Genomic DNA, 18,549 nt, shown 5'->3' with positions numbered 1-18,549 from the left:
AGCCCAAAGCCTTGGCAGTACAACACCAAAAAATGACACTTTTCACTCATTCTATATATTAATGAGAAGGGGCAGGAGGTTCTGAAAAGATACTATTTTGCCATTTTTAGCGTTTTTCGACCAGAATGGGCCTTTTGGCCTTTATTCTATGCTCTTCTTATGCCGGAATTGATTTTAATTCCTAAATTTGCATCAGTAGTTCGAGCTACATGAAAAACATATTCTTATGAGAAAGATTATACTAATATTATTCTTGGGGATATTCTGTTTGGGGAACCTTTGGGCACAACAGATTAAGCATTATAACAATAATTCCGGTTTGTCACATAATACGGTAATGTGCTTGTTTCAGGACAGTAAAGGGTTTATCTGGGTGGGAACCAAGAACGGCCTGAACAGGTTCGATGGGCATGACTTTAAAGTCTACCAACGTGGTGACTCTATTAATGAACTTCGGAACAGTATGATATACTGTATCACTGAAGATAAGGACAAAACCTTATGGATTGCCACGGATAAAGGGATTTCTCTTTATGATCCTTTTACGGAGACTTTCTCGAATTTCAATAAGCAAACAGATGAGCAGGAAAGGGTAGACGGATTTATCAATAAGATTTATATTGATAAGTCGGATAGGGTATGGATACTTTCCGGTGACGGACTATTCATTTACCAGCCATCGGAGGACAAACTTTATAATATGCATGATCGGTTTGCACCCTACACAGCTTATGCCCCTCGGGCGCTATTTTTGGATGAAGATGGAACTGCTTATCTTGCTTTTCCCGATATAGGGGTTATCAAATATGATATCGATGGAGATAAAACAACCTTTTTAGCGCGGAATGACAATACTCCTACCGCTATCTGTGCTTATGAGGAGCAGTATATACTTTTGGGTACTCTGGATAAAGGATTGTTTCTTATCAATAAAGAAACCGGAGAATCTAAAAAACTCCAAATTGATGAGTCGCGAAATTCTGATATTTATGTGCGGCATATTGAAAAGATTTCAAAAGATGAATATTGGGTAGGTGCAGAAAGTGGCATTTACGTCTTGAAAGGAGGCTCGGTTCAGCATATCACTTATGAAGCATACAATGATTTGTCTATTTCTGATAATGCCATTTATGCCCTTTTTAAAGATAGGGAAGGGGGGATTTGGGTTGGAAGTTACTTTGGCGGTGTGGACTATATTCCTAAGCAGTATTCTTATTTTGAGAACTTCTATCCCATTGCCTATAAAAACTCTATTAGCGGTTACAGAGTCAGGGAGTTTGTGAGTGACCGGAAGGGTAATTTGTGGATTGCCACGGAAGATAACGGGTTGAACTACTACGATACCCATACCGGGCTGTTTACACATATATCCGATAAGACTAAACCGATGAATATTTCTTTTACGAATATTCAATGTCTGAATCTGGTAGGTGATAAGTTATGGATCGGAACCTTTACTAAAGGAATAGATGTACTGGATTTAAAAACAAACCATTGCAGGCATTACGAGAAGGATGGACGCCCAAATTCGATCCTCAATAATGATATATTTGCCATTTATACGGATAGCCGGAATACTACCTGGGTGAGTTCGACTACGGAACTTTATACGTATGTGCCCGAAATAGATGGTTTCAAGGTATTCATGCCTATGAATGGCATGTTCATCAGTGATATCCTGGAGGATAAGAACGGAGATATCTGGTTTACTACTTACAATCTTGGGGTAGTCAGATATAATCCAGATACCAAGGAAATAAAGAGGTTCCGCCATGATGTGAAGAATCCTAACAGTCTTTGTTACGACCGGATTACCTGTGTTTTTGAAGATAGCAAAAAGCGCTTGTGGTTTGCATCCGAGGACGGTGGATTCTGCCGTTACAATGAGATGGATGATACTTTTACGCGTATCACTACGAAACAAGGACTTCCCAGCAATGTGGTGTACAAGATTCTGGAAGATGATCATCAGCATTTCTGGTTGAGTACCAGTAACGGGTTAGTGAACTTCAATCCTGAAACGATGAGTGTTGAGGCGCTGTATAATCTTCCTAATGGATTGCGGAGTAAGCAGTTCAATTACAATTCCGGTATCAAGACTGAAGATGGAACACTATATTTTGGCAGTATAGACGGTTTTGTAGCTTTCAATCCCAAGAACTTCCATCCGAATGAAAACAAGTATTCCGTCGTCCTGACAGGATTCTATATATTTAATCAGGAGGTTCAGGTAGGAACTTCCGATCATGTATTGGATAAGGCCATACCGTATGCAAATACAATTAACCTGAATTATGACCAGGCTACTTTCAGCTTCAGCTTCTCTGCATTGAATTATTCAACCGAAGGAAACGGGAAGTATGCTTATATGCTGGAGGGGATTGATAAGAAATGGAATTACGTGGACAATGTCTTTAGAATAGCGTATAACAGTATTCCTCCCGGTGATTATATACTTCATATCAAATACTCGAGGGATGGCCATGATTGGAGTGATACGAATACTGTAGTGAATATCAATATTATTCCTCCGCTGTGGCGGACCTCTTGGGCTTACGCACTATATACCTTGCTGATTCTGGGTATGTCTTTCGGTGTCATCCGATTTTATGTACGGAAGAAGAAGAGGCAGGTAGATGAGAAAATGGCTCATCAGGAACAGCAGAAGAAAGAGGAAATATATAAGGCTAAAATAGACTTCTTTACGAATGTTGCGCATGAGATACGAACTCCGATTACATTGATCAAGGCGCCTCTCGATTATATTCTGACCTCCCATCCGGATGAGCATGAAACGAAAGAGAACCTGATAACAATGGAACGGAACACAGATCGGTTGCTGGTGTTGGTGAATCAGTTGCTGGATTTCCGTAAGATAGAGTCTAAAGCGTTTACGTTGTCTCTGAAGGTACGGAATATCAATGTATTGGTGGCTAATACATTCAATCGTTTCGTCCCGACAGGTAAGCGGAAGAAGCTGGAGATGATACTGGAATGTCCCGATCATGCAGTGATGGCACTGGTGGACGAAGAAGCGGTAACGAAGGTGTGCAGTAATCTGTTTAATAATGCTATTAAATATTCATCTACATACATTAAAGCCATACTGTCGGTGAGTGAGGATGACCGCATTTTCCGGATTACTGTGAAGAATGACGGTACGCCCATTCCACCGGATATGCGGGAACGTATTTTCGAAGCTTTCTTCCAGATAAAAGGGGCTCATCCTACGCAACCGGGTTCGGGTATCGGACTTACGTTGGCATCTTCGTTGGTGCAGCTGCATAACGGACAGTTGTATCTGGATGAAGAGGCGGAAGATACTTCCTTTGTAGTGGAAATACCTACCAATGCATCGGCTGATGCTCAACAGACCGAGGAAGATGTTTTGATTGAAGATGCAATAACTGACGGAGAGAATATTTCGACTGTGGTACTTGAAGATTCTTTCTCTGCTAAGGAAACCATACTGGTGGTTGAGGATAATGAAGAGCTCCAATCTTTCCTGTCTGTCCAGTTGAGCAGATATTACAAGGTGCTCACTGCCAATAATGGAGAGGAGGCGATGGAGGTACTCAAGGGAGATATTGTAAATCTCATTGTTTCGGATATCATGATGCCGTTGAAAGATGGACTGGAACTGTGTAATGAGATTAAATCAAACCTTGAAACCTGCCATATTCCTATTATTCTGCTGACGGCTAAGACTACACTGAACAATAAGATTGAAGGGTTGAATAGTGGGGCGGATGCGTATATGGAGAAGCCTTTTGCGATGCCTCATCTATTGGTTCAGATTAAGAATTTGCTGGAAAACAGAAGTAAACTCCGGCAGAACTTTGTTAATAGTCCGTATATTGCTACCAATAGTATGGCACAGAATAAAGCGGATGAGGACTTCCTGAATAAACTGACGGAAATTATCAGGCAGAATCTGGATGATGATACGTTTAATATTGATGATTTGGCACGGGAAGTGAATATGAGTCGTACCAGTCTGCACCGGAAACTAAAGGGGATTACGGAATTGACTCCCGGTGACTTTATTCGTATCATCCGCTTGAAAAAAGCTGCTGAGTTGTTGCTGGAAGGGGAGTACAGGATTAATGAAATCTGTATGATTGTGGGAATACGCTCGTTGTCGTACTTCTCAAAGAGCTTCCAAAAGCAGTTTGGGGTGCTGCCGAAAGACTTTGCTAAGAGTCATGTGAAGCAGTGATAAAAGAAACTCAGGTCATTGAAAAATTCTATTTCTCAATGACCTGAGTAGTTTAAAAACAATCTTTCTATTCTTATTTTATTTGAAAACTTATTGTATTTCTAATGTTACAATGCTTAATGGAGGCAGTTTCATACTGATATTGCCGTTACTTTCCTTTTTGAAGTCTTTATATTCTTTCATTGCAATCTTGTCGGGCTTATCGAAAGAATTATAATCTGTGTATGAAGCGGAAGTCAAAACCTCTCCTTTTATTTGTTTAGCATTGTAGCCGTTCAGAATGACATTGGCGGGTACTGCTTTCTTAGGGTTCAGGTTTACTACAGAAACGTGTATCTTTCCGTTTTTATCCTTAGATGCCGAGACATTGACCCCAGGAATACTTTCATTACCATATTGATAGTCGTTGACGCTGACACTGGATTCCAACAGGTTGGCTTCCTGATGTACTTTATACATCTTGAATATATGATAGGTGGGGGTCAGCAACATCTTTTCCTTATCTGTCAAGATCAAGGCTTGCAGCACATTGATAGCTTGTGCCAGATTGGCCATGCGTATCCGGTTGGAATGATTGTTGAAAATATTCAGGGTAGAGGCGGCAATAAGGGCATCGCGCATGGTGTTCTGCTGATACAGGAAGCCCGGATTGGTGCCTGGCTCTACATCTGTCCAGATACCCCATTCGTCTACGACTAATGCTATTTTTTCTTCCGGATCATATTTATTCATCATGGCAGAGTAGTTCTTCACTAAGGTTTCCATGTATAATGCATTTTTTACTCCGCCAAAGTATTCTTTCTCGTCAAACTGGGTAGAAGAGCCTTTCTGTCCCCAATTTCCCGTAGCGATGGTGTAGTAATGCAATGAAATGCCCCATAATGCATATGACGGTATTTTCTTCAGACATATTTCCATCCAGTTGTAATCGGCACTGTTGGGACCGGAGGCTATTTTCTTAATGGGGTGGTTAGAGTAATTACGTGCATATTCCTGGAAGACACGATATTGCTCAGCGTAATATTCAGGAGTCATATTACCACCACATCCCCAACTTTCATTTCCAATGCCGAAGAAACTTACTCCATAGGGCTCTTTATGACCATTTTGTTCACGGAGTTGTGTCAGGTGGGTTTTTCCACTGAAGTTGAGGTATTCAATCCAGTCGCGCAGGTCTTTAGGAGTTGAAGTACCCATATTGGCTGAAATATAAGGTTCGCAGCCAAGTAGCTTACAGAGTTTCATGAATTCATCTGTACCGAAACTGTTATCCTCGGTTACACCTCCCCAGTGACTGTTGAGCGTTACGGGACGTTTGGCTGGGTCTCCAATGCCGTCACGCCATTGATATTCATCAGCGTAACAGCCACCGGGCCACCGGAGATTAGGTACACTGATGTCGCGCAAAGCGTTGACAATATCCATGCGGATACGTCCGTCTTTAGGTACATTCATGTTGGGGTCTACCCAGAAACCATCATAGATACAACGTCCCAGATGTTCGGCAAAATGTCCGTAAATGTGTTTACTGATGGTCTGTCGGGGCTGGTTTGCCTGAATGGTTATGACAGCCTGTCCACTTTGCGCCCACAAAGAGGTGGAGGCTGTTAACGCAAGGGTTAATAGAAATGTTTTCATGTGATTACTTGGTTGTTTTCTTGATTATTTCAATTTCTTTAGCTGAATACGGAGTATAATCTCCCTTGTAAATGTCATGTTGCCATACTCCGGTGTAAGGCAATTGTTCAGGACGGTGTCCCCAGCATAGATGGGTCTGCGTCTTTCCATTTACCAGTCCCCACATCATACTGCCTACATGTGCTTCTTTCAACATTGGAAGAATCTCCGGAATGGTGGAGTGGGCTACACGGTTCATCCACTCGGTACAGATGGTAGGACGACCTAATTTAAGATGCTCTTTCATTACTTTTTCAGTTTCTTCTTTCGAAGCATAGCAGTGGAAAGTGATGATGTCTGAGTTTGATGCAAGGAAGTCATTTAGCTCTTTGTTTCCGTTCCAGAGTCCTGATGTGATGGGTTGCTTCGGATTCACTTCACGCGCCCATGTGAAGATTTTACGGAGGAGTGGCCAGCTTCTTTCTGGCATGGTGGTGTTGGTAGGTTCGTTGTATAAGTCCCATACAAAGATACGCGGGGCATTTTTGAAGTGGTTCATTACTTCTTTTACATACTTTTCCAGTTTACCGTGAGTCCGTTCATCTACTACCATTGAGTAGCCGGGAGATGGAGACCAGGCCCAGGCGTACCAGCCTTCCAGCGGTTCGGGTTGTTTTCCTACTGTCGGGTCTGTATTGACACCGAAGGCGCAATCATCAAAGAAAATAGGCATTACTTTTACACCGTACTTATCACAGATACTTAGAAAGCGGTCGAGTGTACGTATGAAGTATGCGGGATCTTCTTCATATACCGCATATTGCATCACTACGCGCGCGCAGTTCATACCTAAACTCTTCATTAACTTCATTTCTTTTTCTATCACTTCGGGTGAGAAGGACGTTTTATCCCACATGGCAGTGTAGTTGATGGCATTGGCAGGAATATAATTAACTCCACAATACCAAGGATTCTCTTTACCCCATTTCTGAGCTTGTTCTGTACTCCATACTTTGCTTTGAGCAGTAGCGGAGATAGCGGCAGTTAGTACCACACAGATGCAGATTAATAATCGTTGTATATTCATGATATTATATATTTAAGTTCGATGCAAATGTAGGCGAAACTTTCCTTTTGGAATGATGCTAATTTTTCAGAAAACAACAGCATTTGACCAATCTGTAAGAGCAAGCCGATTTTTACTTATGTGAGGTGAACGATAAGTATATCGTTGTTTCATTTCATGGAGATTCTATTTATCCCAAATGATAACTTTGTTAACCCCACACGGTAACTCCATTTACACACCGAGGTAAAGCTCGTTACATGCCGAGGTAAATGGTGTTACAATAAGGAGTAAAGGCCGTTACATACGGCAGTAAATGCGTTTACATTTTGCAGTAAGCCATTGGTAAATACTATTAGCTGATTATCAGAAAACTAACAAATGTCCATCAGCAATCTTTGATTTATTTCTATACGTACAATACGTGGATATGAACTCTAATTTTTCCTCTTTGAACAGAAATAGCATTTTTTTGGAAGAATAGAGCATTTTTGCTCTTTTTCCCTTTCTGGAGGCCGTTTGAGGCAATTTTGTAAATAGACAAATTAGAGCAATTTTTTGGTACGCAAGGGATATCCTCTTATATTATTTCACGTTAGATTTGCACCATCAAAACGAATGTTACATTGTAATCGAAGTACTATTATGAAAACGCTAAAACTTCTTTTCCTGTTAAGTTGCTTACTTTATACCTCTTTTGCTTTTTCACAAGAAGCAACTTTGTCATCCGGTGAAGTAACACTGAATATTACCCGTCAGAAAGATAACACGTATGGTGTTACATTCTCTGCTTATGGCAAAGAATTTAATGCGGGTACAGAGCAGAATCCTGCTTTACTGATTGACGTCAAGATGAATACTTTCTATCCGACTTATACATCTTATACAAAGGATGGTGATAAAGTAGAGTTGATGGCACGCCTGACTACCACTCCTCGCACCACCGTCTTTGAAATAAATGACGTATATACAGCGAAGGGAAACGGTGAGTTTGAACTGAAACGCAACGTGAAAGTTGTTGAGTTGGGAGATAATCCTTATGATGAAGGCTTCTCTTCTTCTTTCGGCTTACAGTTTGCACCGGAAGATGTATTGGCAAATAGCGAATACTTTATTCCTGCTGTTTGGTATAAAGGTAACTTTGAGAAAGATGGAAATATTCCTGCAGGCATTCCGGTCGCTACTGATTTGAGTTTTCTTTATAGAGAAGACCGCATTCCCCTTCCGGTGGTGATGATGCGTCAAAAAGAAAGTGGATTGACTTTCACTTTAGTACATAAAGATTCAAAATGTGAAACTGTACTGAATGATTCACGTGGTGTAGTAGTCGACGAAAATTATCAGTTTGGTGGCGTGGGTGTTGTCAACTGGAAGAAGTCTGACTCTTTTGCTGCTGTAGTTACTTATCCAGGTTCTGACTTGCGTACCGGAGGAATGGGCAGACGTATGCATCCCATAACAAAAGGATTTGATAAACATACTTATAATGTCTATTTCAAAATAGATAAAACTTCCGACTATGCTAATGCTGTAAATGAAGCTTGGGAACTGGCTTTCAATCTGTATAATCCAAAGATTTATGATGTTAATTTGAATTCTGCTTATCGGGGATTGATTGAAACTGTTAATCATTATTATCTGGACAGTTCGGTTGATAAGGATATAAAAGGTCCCGGATTCCCATGGAGTGTGAAACTGACAGATTTCTCCTTAAATAAGAATACTTATGAGATCGGTTTTGTTGGCTCACAACCTACAGCTGGCTATGCATTGTTTCGTGCAGGTGTGGAGACTGGTAATGAGGAATATAAGGTAAGAGGAAGCAATGTACTGAATTTATGGGCTTCTCAAGGATTGACAGATTTAGGACTTCCCAAGACACGTTATGCTGCACTATGGGGTACATGGGACAACTGGGCAAAGACTTCTATGCGCCAAGCTTGTAACGGAATGGCCGGATTGCTGAATGCATGGTGTTATGCCAAACGTAATGGAATAGATATCCCTTCATGGCTGAATGCCTGTAAGAAGTTTGGTGAATTCCTGGTGACTAATCAGAATGCGGATGGTAGTTACTATCTGGAATATGACCCTTTCAGTGTTGTAGGTGGTAAACATCCGGCAGGTAATCAGAATAAGTTTCTGACTATTTGCGCTGTTCGTTATCTGGTAGAGCTTTATATCGCCACCAATGATGAACGTTATAAGACAGCTGCTTTGAAAGCTGCAGAGTTTTCTTATGCTAATATTCATGAAAGATATCTCTATGTGGCTTGTGTGGTAGACAATCCGCAGACTATCGACAGTGAATCCGGTCAGCAAGCTATCAATGGTTTTCTTGCTATCTATGACCTTACAAAAGATCCGAAATGGTTGGCTGCTGCAGAACAAGCTGCTACATACACCGAAAGTTGGAGCTATATGTTTGAAGTACCGGTAGAAAAGGATCAGACAGCTAGAACAGATTGGCCTAAAGACAGAAGTATTGTCGGACAGCATATTATAGCTATTGGCCATTCTGCTACGGATTTAGGTTTTGCATGGTCCTCATTTGTGTACTATCGCCTGTATCTGTTGACGGGTAAAGAACACTATCTCCACGTTGCACGTATCAGTGCTCACAATACGAAACAGTCTATGAATCTGGGACAGGAACTTTATCCCGGACAACCTGAAGGCTTGCAGCAAGAAGCTTTCCAAGTAAGGGTAAGCAATGGTGCGGGTCGAAGAATGAATTCTATTATGGAAGCATTGACGTGGAACTTTGCTGCTCACTTGGATCCGATGATTCGTTTTAAGGATGCTTTTGGTACTTATGATCTGGAAGAAGTAGAAGCTATGCCGAAATCCAAGGTAGAGGAATTGAATAATAGATATTCGAAATATCAGTCTTCCGATTATGGGCAGGACCCGGAGACCGGAATCGAAACGATTGATGGAAATTCACTTTCGGCATATATTTCAGGGGATCAGCTTTTTCTGGTAAATAAAGGTAAAGAAGATATTTCAAAGGTAGAGCTTACAGATTTGGCAGGAAGACGGTTATGGACCGAAGATATGAAGGTAACAGATGAGGAATACACATTCCCGATGCATGGAACGTTTTCAGGGTTTTATATTTTGAATGTGTGTTTAGTTTCAGGAGAACAAAAAGCATTTAAAGTTTATAAAAATAAATGAGTATTCACTTTTAAGGATCAAGAAAGGAGGGCGTTAAAAAAAACATTGAAACAAGCATGATATAAGATATTCATAGTTAAGGTAAAATAATAAGTTTTCAGATAAGTTCTCATTTTCCAGTTTTCAATAATATACAGATAAACTAATTTATGTTTAATTTTAAATAATAACTTATGAAGCACTTTTTAAATGAGTTAATCTCGGCTGGTAATAGAAGGAAGAATTTCTTCTTATTATTAGTTGTTTTAGTGTCTTCCGCAATGCTTCAGGCACAAAATATAGCTGTGTCAGGTATAGTGAAAGATGTTACAGGTGAACCTTTGCCTGGAGTAAACATTATGGAGAAAGGAACTACCAACGGAACGATTACTGATGTCGATGGTAAGTTTACACTTTCTGTTAAGGGAACTAATGCAGTTCTGACAGTTTCTTTTGTGGGCTATGCACCGCAGGAGATCAGCGTAAAGGGAAAACGAAACCTGGATGTTACACTGAAGGAAGATACAGAGTTGCTTGACGAAGTTGTGGTAGTGGGATATGCCACTCAGAAGAAAGCTACAGTGGCTGCAGCGGTAAGTTCGGTGAACAATAAAGATTTGACCCGTTCTACATCAACATCGGCTGCCAATGCTTTGGTAGGTAAAGTATCAGGTATTACGGCACGTCAGAAGTCTGGTCAACCGGGAACTTCGACTAACCTTGAGATTCGTAACATGGGTACTCCTCTCTATGTTATCGACGGTATCATGAAAGATGAGACAGCATTCAATGCCTTGGATATTCACGATATTGAGAATGTATCTATTCTGAAGGATGGTGCTGCTGCTATTTATGGTGTGAAGGCTGCCAACGGTGTGGTTTTGATTACTACAAAAACCGGTAAAAAAGGACAGAAGCCTCAGATAAATCTGAATGCTCACATGGGATGGCAAGGATGGACAAAGTATCCTGAACTGCTGAATGCTTACCAATGGAAATGGGGTAACTACATGAAGCAAGCCAATGATGGAAACCTGACTGGAGCTGATAATATTGCTAATGCTAAGGCTGATTTGGAGAAATGGCGGACAGGATATTATAATCCGGCTACAGGTGAAGATTATCGTGGATATGATTGGAAGGATAATTTTGTAAGCAATGCTGCTCCTCAGTATTATGTAAATGCTAATATCAGCGGTGGCACAGAGAAGACAGATTATTACATTTCGGTAGGACATATTGATCAGGATGCCGTGTTCAAAGAATACAACTATAACCGTACGAACTTACAGGCTAACTTTAATATGCAGTTGACCGATAAATTCAAGGTAGGTTTTCAGACATTGGGTAAAATAGAGCAAAATGTCAATCCAGCACTTCCTGGTGGAGACGATTACTTCCAGATGCGTAATTCTATCTTTAATTTGATTCCGACTATGCGCCCGTATGCTAACGATAATCCGGATTATCTGAATTATATTACCCCGACTCATGACGGTGCTCGTAATATGGCTGCTTATACTATTGACAATGCTGGTAAGCACCAGAAAGACTTCCGTACTATTCAGCTTAGTGCAAATTTGGAATATAAGACACCGCTTCCAGGATTAACAGCTAAAGGTTTGCTGTCTTATTATTACGAAACTCTTCATCAGACAGATAATGAGAAGAGTTGGAATGAATATAGGTATGACCCTGCCACACAGGAGTACAAAGTAGCATCTACAAAAACTGATACTTATCGTGGAGATGTAAGAAATCATAAAGTTGAAATGATGGGGCAGTTTACCTTGAATTACGATCATATTTTTGCCAAGGATCATCATGTGACAGCCGTCGCAGGTTTTGAATTCTTTAAAGAAGATCGGAAATATTTGACTGTGGCTCAGAGTCCAGTAGAAAATCCGTTTGTAGAAAATATTACAACGAATGCTAATAATACTGTAAGTAATTCAGTACGTACCATTACTACAGCCAGTTTCATTTTCCGTGCAGGCTATTCTTATAAAGAAAAGTATATCATTGATTTTGCCGGTCGTTATGATGCTTCCTGGCGTTTCTTACCGGGTAATCAATGGGGCTTCTTCCCGTCAGTTTCCGGTGCATGGCGTCTGTCTGAAGAAGAATTTTACAAAGACTCTAAGGTGGCTGATTGGATTTCCAGCATTAAGTTGAGAGCTTCTTATGGTGAAATGGGCGATGACATGGCTAGAAACTTTAATAGCAGTTATCCGGACTTTGCTTACTTGCCTGGTTATGCATTTAACAATGGAGGAGCTATCATAAGCAATAATCCTTTGGGGAATGCTCCAGATGCTTATACTACAGGCACTGCTTACAAAGGAATTCCTCAAACTGGACTTTCTTGGATGAAGATTTCTATGATGAATGTCGGTTTCGATATGGGTTTCCTGAACGATCGCTTGAAACTGGAAGTGGACTTTTTTAAGAGAAAAAGAAGTGGTATCCCTGCTACCCCAACTGACATTATCTACCCTTATGAGGCAGGTTATAGTGTACAAAAACAGAATTTGAACTCCGATCAGGTTAGTGGTATTGATGGTATGGTGAGATGGAATGATCGCGTTAATGACTTCAATTATTTTGTAGGTGTTAACCTGACTTTAGCTCGTCAGAAGACAATAAATAACTATGGTGAAGTTTTCTTGAACGGATGGGATCAATATCGTTGGGCACAGACTAACCGTTGGTCTAATGTGAAAAATGGTGCCGTATGGATGTGGGAAACTATCGGTGTGTTCCAGACTCAGGAAGAAATTGATAACTATCCGGTGAACATTGATGGTGCTAACAACGTGAACTTACGTCCGGGTGACTTGATTTTCAAGGATGTTAATGGTGATGGCTTGATTGATGACTATGATAAGCGTCCTTTGGGTTATGCAGCTACTGATTATGATTGGGATAGCGGTAATGCTAACAAGAACCCCTTACTTTCAATGGGTATTAACTTGGGCTTCGAATATAAGGGCATTGACTTTGCAGCCGATTTTGCCGGTGGTTTCATGAACACATTTATTGGCGACTGGCATGTGAAGTATGGTATTGGCACTGACCAGATGGGATATGTATACAATGTGATAGATTCTTGGCAACACGAAGATATCTTCGATACAAAATCTCCTTGGAAACGTGGTAAGTTCCCTGCTGTTCGCAGTAACAATCCTTCTATCAGAGACTGGAATGATTTTTATGCAAAGGAAATCAACTATTTACGTCTGCGTAACTTAGTGGCAGGTTATACATTGCCGATTAAGTGGACAAAGAAGGCTTTGATACAAAAGCTTAGAGTTTACTTTGAAGGTTCTAACCTGCTTTGCTGGGATAGCTTGAATGACTTTGGTTTCGACCCTGAAATCTCTTCTGTTACCGGATTCGACTATCCGCAACACAAAGTGTACACAGTTGGAGTAAACGTAACCTTTTAATTGAATGTAACATGAAAAAAAATAGATTATCAATAGCGTTATTATTAGGCTTATTGCTTTTCTCTTCTTGTGATAGTTGGTTGGAACAAGAGGACAAGATGGCTTTTACGGAAAATCAGGCCTATACATCAGAAACTGGCCTTAACAGTATTGCGGCCAATTTTTATGGTCGTATGAAGTACTGGCAAGATTTTGGTACCGATGGAGATTCTTATGATCTTACTCGTTGGGATGAAGCGTCCAATAATAGTCAGTACTGGAACTTTGCAGGAAATGTAGGAACTGATTACAGAAACTTTTATGATTATGCCTTTATCCGTGAATTAAATCTTCATATCCGTAATTTGAATACGGTATCTGCCGGTTCAATTGCCGTTGATAAGTTGAAGTATTTTCAAGCAGAAGCGCGTTATTTTAGAGCCTATACTTATTTTAAGATGGTTGTTCAATACGGTGGCGTGCCTTTGGTTACTGAAGTAACAGAATATATGGAGGATCCGACGCCATTGGCTGTGCCCAGAAATAAGGAATCTGAAATTTATGACTTTATTATCAGTGAAATGGATGCCATAAAAGAAGATTTTGGAACTGCCCGTGTTAAGACTCGTGCTACCAAAGGTGCAGCTATGGCCCTGAAGTGCCGTGCAGCTCTGTATGCCGGAACTTTAGCATACAACTATGATAAAAGTGCTACCAAAACTTTGAATTTGTCAAGTGGTGCTACGGGTATTGAAAGAAGTAAGGCAGAAGGTTATTTGAAAGCTTGCCTGGATGCTTGTGCCGAACTGGAAGCTATGGGTTATCAACTTTATCAAAAACAAGCTGATTTAGCAACTAACTATGCAGAAGCATTTATTGCTAAACCGGAAGATAATCCAGAATTGATTTTCTGTAAGGCTTATGATGGAGTGAATGTGAAGAATAACTTTACTACCCGTGCCCTTACGCGCAAATTGGTACGTGCTTCGAATAATAAAGCAGGTTGTCAGGTTAATCCTGTCTTGAATCTTGTGAATGATTATGAAATGCTAAACACACATGAAGTGAAAGAGATGGACGCTTATGTAGGTGATGAAGTGATCGAAGATATGAATGTGTATACATCTACTTGCAAATATAATCTGTACGATAAACCGGAAGATATTTTTGCAGGACGTGATCCTCGTTTGGCTGGTACGGTACTGTATCCGGGAAGTTCATTCAGAGGTACTTCTGTTGATCTTCAGGCAGGTCTGGCTCTTCCTACTGCTGATGGCTATGAATTTAAAGCAGCACAGACCATTGGACAAGTTGATGATTTTACATATGAAGGTCAGAAAGTGACTGGAGAAGATGGACCTCTTCGTGGCGATGATGGTAGTAGTAACTGGTATATTTCTCATTCCGGTTTCTTATTGAGGAAGTTTGTTGATACTGCCGCTGGAAGTGAGATAAATGGTGCAAGTTCTGTTCCTTATGTAGTATTCCGTTTTGGTGAGGCTTTGTTGAATGCTGCTGAAGCTGCTTTCTATTTGAATGAACTAGGAGTAGCCAGCTACAATGGCCGTCCTACTAAGACTGTAGCATTAGACTATATCAACCGCGTACGTCAGCGTGCAGGTGGTGAGGTGTTCAAGTTGACTGAGAATGAACTGACATTTAATCGCATTGTAAACGAAAGACGTGTAGAGTTGGCATTCGAAGATCATCGTTATGAAGACTTGAAGCGTTGGAGAGTTGCTGATGAGTGGTGGTTCAATGACCAAGCTAATCAGACTGCTACTATCTATGTATTGTGGCCGTATAAGATTTATGCTCCGGGTACACCCGAAAATGGTAAGTGGATTTATCGGAAGATGAAAGCTCAGAATAGAGCCAGTAATGCTATTTTGAGTTTCAATAACACAATGTACTACAATGCATATCCGATGAATGAAGGTAACCCGAACATTGAAAAGAATCCTAATCATTAATTTATCAACTAAAGCTTAAAAACAATGAAAATAAAATCTATAATTGCAGCAACATTTGTCATATTGGGATTTACTATGACATCCTGCGAATATGATAATTACGATGCCCCGTCTTATGTTTTCAGCGGTCAGTTGAAATGTGACGGAGAAAATTTTCCTTTTGACTCAAATAGAGGACTGTTAAGAGTTTTTCAAAAAGGCTATGGTAAAGTCGACGGTGGTGGTACGGGTATACGTACCAACGATGAAGGACATTACCAACAACTCTTCTTTGATGCAGAGTATAAAATGACATTAGTAAACAAGGCTCTACCTTTTGAACTCCCTGATTTTGAATCATTAGGTGCAGGTAAGGGCTATGACTCTATTACCTATCATTTTAACTCGAACGTTACACAAGACTTTGAAGTGCGTCCGTACTACAAGTTGAAGAACTTGAATGCTGAACTGAAAAACGGTAATATCGTTGCTACTTTCAATATTGAAAAGATGACCAACACGGTGAAAGCTGCTCCGAAGATTGTAAAAACTCGTATCTGGTTAAGCACAAGTTCTTTGGTTAACAGTGGTATTAAGTGTACACGTAGCAGTGATGTAGAATACATCGATGATACGACATTGCAGGTGTATATCCCGTTGTCTGAGTATCGTAAGAAGGAAAATTTCATCGACAACTATCGTACTTATGCTTTCTATCGTGTAGCTATTGAGTTAGAGGGAATGAACGAATATTTCCTCTTCTCAACAATTAAGAAGATCGAAAACCTGCCGGTAGAGTAAACACTATGTTTTGATATAAAGGCTCTGCCGGCATAAACCGGCAGAGTCTTTTCAAATTAAATTTATTGTATTCCTGATAATATCTGAAACATGAAATATCTATTTATACTCATCAGTTTCCTCTCGTTCATCCAGTTTTCCCTGGCAGCAGAAAAAACATATACATTGCAAAGTGGTGATGCCAGCCTGTCTGTAGTCAAAGATGGAAAACGCCTGATCCTGCAAACTGGTAACGCCCATTATTTGAGTTTAAATGCTCCTTATGTAGTTACATTGGAAGTGAATGCAGAAACGCTGAACGGTTACTATTCTTCTGTAAAGGAAGAAAAAGGGTCGTTGGTTTGCATCGCAAAGTTAAAGTCATCTCATGGAACCGTATTTCATGTAAAAGATGTGTTTGCCCCCGATACAGAGAATCATTTCCGTATGGATAGGGAGGTAACGATTGAAAAGATTGGAAAAGGAGATGACTACTTCAACTCTTATTTCGGATTGACTCTGCAACGTAAAACACAGATTGAAGATTTTGAATTCTTTGTTCCGGGTATCTGGTACAGGAACAACCTGAGCCTTAGACGTGGTTCTCTAGCCAGTGACTACACCGATAATTACTTTTATTTCCGCGAAGACCGTTTACCCTTGCCATTGGTATCTGCCCGTGAGAAGGCTTCCGGATTAGCTATTGACATGGTGCACTTGAATGCTGATCCTGAAACTTTCTATGGTGAAAATGGAGTAAACCGTATAGTGGATGAACGTATGCAATTCGGTAGCTTGGGTTTCACAGAAACCGATTCACACTCTATTCTTTTTGTCTTCCCGGGAATTGAGGGCGAAACCACCTATGTAGGTCACCTCCCCGAACAGAAAAGAAAAGGCTTTGCCTATCGCAGTCATCCTGTGAAAGCCGGAGTGAAACATACATATAGCCTGACTTTCGGTTTCAACCAGACAAAAGATTTCCCCGAACTGGTGGAAACAGTATGGAAACAGGCGTGGAATAAATATACCCCTGTCGTACATAAAATAGATGTGAAAGATGCTTATGAAGCTAGTATTGAGGTGCTAGATGCTTACCTGTTGAATCTGAATGGTGCACCGGGCTGGCCTTTCTCGATCTATCTGCCTAATGGAATAGCCCGTGCTTATAACTATCAGATGGGCTTTATCGGTTTCCAGATTTCAAATGCCTATTTCCTTTTGCGGAAAGGATTGGAAATTGACAATCAGGAATATGTACGCAAAGCATCGGAAGTTGTTGACTTCTGGGTGAATAACTCACAACAGGAAAGTGGCCTTGTAAGTCCTTGGGCAGATGCCTATGTAGATCGGAAAGCAACCTGGCGTGATTATGAAGCTTATATGCGTGTTGCTGCCGGTGGTATGGAAGGCATGATGGGTGCATGGAATATCATGAAAAAGCATGGAATTAATAAACCCGAATGGCTCTCCTATTGCAAAAAGTACGCTGATTGGCTGGTACGGAATCAGGAAAAGGACGGTAGCTTTTATCTCCGTTATGACTGGAGAACCGGAAAGCCGACTCATGACAGTAAATATACAACTACTAATATCATCCGCTTCCTGATTGAACTCTACTCGGTTACCCAGGACAAACGCTATTTGGATACAGCCTTGAAAGCAGGTGAATTTAGTTATGACTTTATCCACCATGATTACCTTTATGTAGGTGGAGTTATTGACAATCCCAATGTAAAAGACCGTGAGTCCGGACAAATGGCTATTTATGCTTTCCTGGCACTTTATGACGTTACAAGTGATGCCAAGTGGAAGGAAGCCGCCATACAGGCTGCCCGCTATACGGAAACCTTTATGTTTGCTTATCACGTACCGATGGCCATTAACGATACATTGACTGATTTCCCAAAGGATGTAAGTATTGTAGGGCAAACCCTGATTGCTACCGGACACTCTGCAATAGACAACGGACTGGCTTTCTCTTCCTTTCAGTACTATCGCTTATACCTCATGACGAGAGATACGCATTTCCTGGAAATGGCAAAGCTGATTCAAAACAATACTCTTTCCATTATGGATCTGAATGGAGACATGAGATACCGTTACAGAGGTTTGCTTACGGAATGCTTCAACCCGCAATCCAATCGTGGACATAGTGTACGCCAGCAGCTTCCGTGGAATCAGGCTTCCATACTCGAACCTATGCACCGCTTTATGGATGCTTTCGGCGAGTGGGATATTGATGTCATAGAACAGTGGCCGATGGAAAAACGGCAAGAGATGATAGAGCGTTATGCGCGTACACAAGGTTTGGAAAAAGAATAAAAA

The 18,549-nt window shown here is 40.7% G+C and carries 8 protein-coding genes; 6 read left to right on the top strand and 2 right to left on the bottom strand.

Going from position 1 to position 18,549, the window contains the following annotated elements:
* Positions 1-226 precede the first annotated feature (226 nt).
* Positions 227-4,219 carry a hybrid sensor histidine kinase/response regulator transcription factor gene (locus DW182_RS15215; protein WP_118296046.1) on the top strand — a complete coding sequence of 1,331 codons (3,993 nt, stop codon included), beginning with the start codon at positions 227-229 and terminating at the stop codon, positions 4,217-4,219.
* Positions 4,220-4,309: 90 nt separating this feature from the next.
* Here DW182_RS15215 and DW182_RS15210 read toward each other — a convergent pair whose 3' ends face one another.
* Both DW182_RS15210 and DW182_RS15205 read right to left on the bottom strand, forming a co-directional pair.
* The gene (locus tag DW182_RS15210) at positions 4,310-5,857 is read right to left on the bottom strand and encodes an alpha-N-arabinofuranosidase (RefSeq protein ID WP_118296045.1); all 1,548 of its coding nucleotides are present in this window, start codon (positions 5,855-5,857) and stop codon (positions 4,310-4,312) included.
* A gap of 4 nt (positions 5,858-5,861) precedes the next feature.
* Complete coding sequence (locus DW182_RS15205; RefSeq protein WP_118296044.1) at positions 5,862-6,923, bottom strand: glycoside hydrolase family 2 TIM barrel-domain containing protein; 1,062 nt, start codon at positions 6,921-6,923, stop codon at positions 5,862-5,864.
* 624 nt (positions 6,924-7,547) lie between these two features.
* Here DW182_RS15205 and DW182_RS15200 point away from each other — a divergent pair.
* The 5 genes from DW182_RS15200 to DW182_RS15180 all read left to right on the top strand — a co-directional run bounded on the left by DW182_RS15200 (position 7,548) and on the right by DW182_RS15180 (position 18,546).
* On the top strand, positions 7,548-10,082 hold the full coding sequence (locus tag DW182_RS15200; RefSeq protein WP_118296043.1) for a hypothetical protein: 2,535 nt from the start codon (positions 7,548-7,550) through the stop codon (positions 10,080-10,082).
* Positions 10,083-10,255: 173 nt separating this feature from the next.
* Positions 10,256-13,510 (top strand): TonB-dependent receptor, encoded by a 3,255-nt coding sequence (locus tag DW182_RS15195; RefSeq protein WP_118296042.1) that lies wholly within the window; start codon positions 10,256-10,258, stop codon positions 13,508-13,510.
* A gap of 11 nt (positions 13,511-13,521) precedes the next feature.
* Positions 13,522-15,462, top strand: a complete 1,941-nt coding sequence (locus DW182_RS15190; RefSeq protein ID WP_007660847.1) for a RagB/SusD family nutrient uptake outer membrane protein — start codon at positions 13,522-13,524, stop codon at positions 15,460-15,462.
* Between the two features lie 24 nt (positions 15,463-15,486).
* A complete protein-coding gene (locus tag DW182_RS15185; protein ID WP_007660846.1) occupies positions 15,487-16,242 on the top strand; it encodes a DUF3823 domain-containing protein in 756 nt (251 codons plus the stop codon).
* Between the two features lie 90 nt (positions 16,243-16,332).
* The gene (locus tag DW182_RS15180) at positions 16,333-18,546 is read left to right on the top strand and encodes a glycoside hydrolase family 76 protein (protein WP_118296041.1); all 2,214 of its coding nucleotides are present in this window, start codon (positions 16,333-16,335) and stop codon (positions 18,544-18,546) included.
* Positions 18,547-18,549 lie beyond the last annotated feature (3 nt).

The sequence above is a fragment of the Bacteroides sp. AM16-24 genome, assembly GCF_003471885.1.
GTDB lineage: Bacteria > Bacteroidota > Bacteroidia > Bacteroidales > Bacteroidaceae > Bacteroides.
Note: the sequence above shows the minus strand (reverse complement) of the source record. Positions and strands in the feature narration are given on the sequence as shown.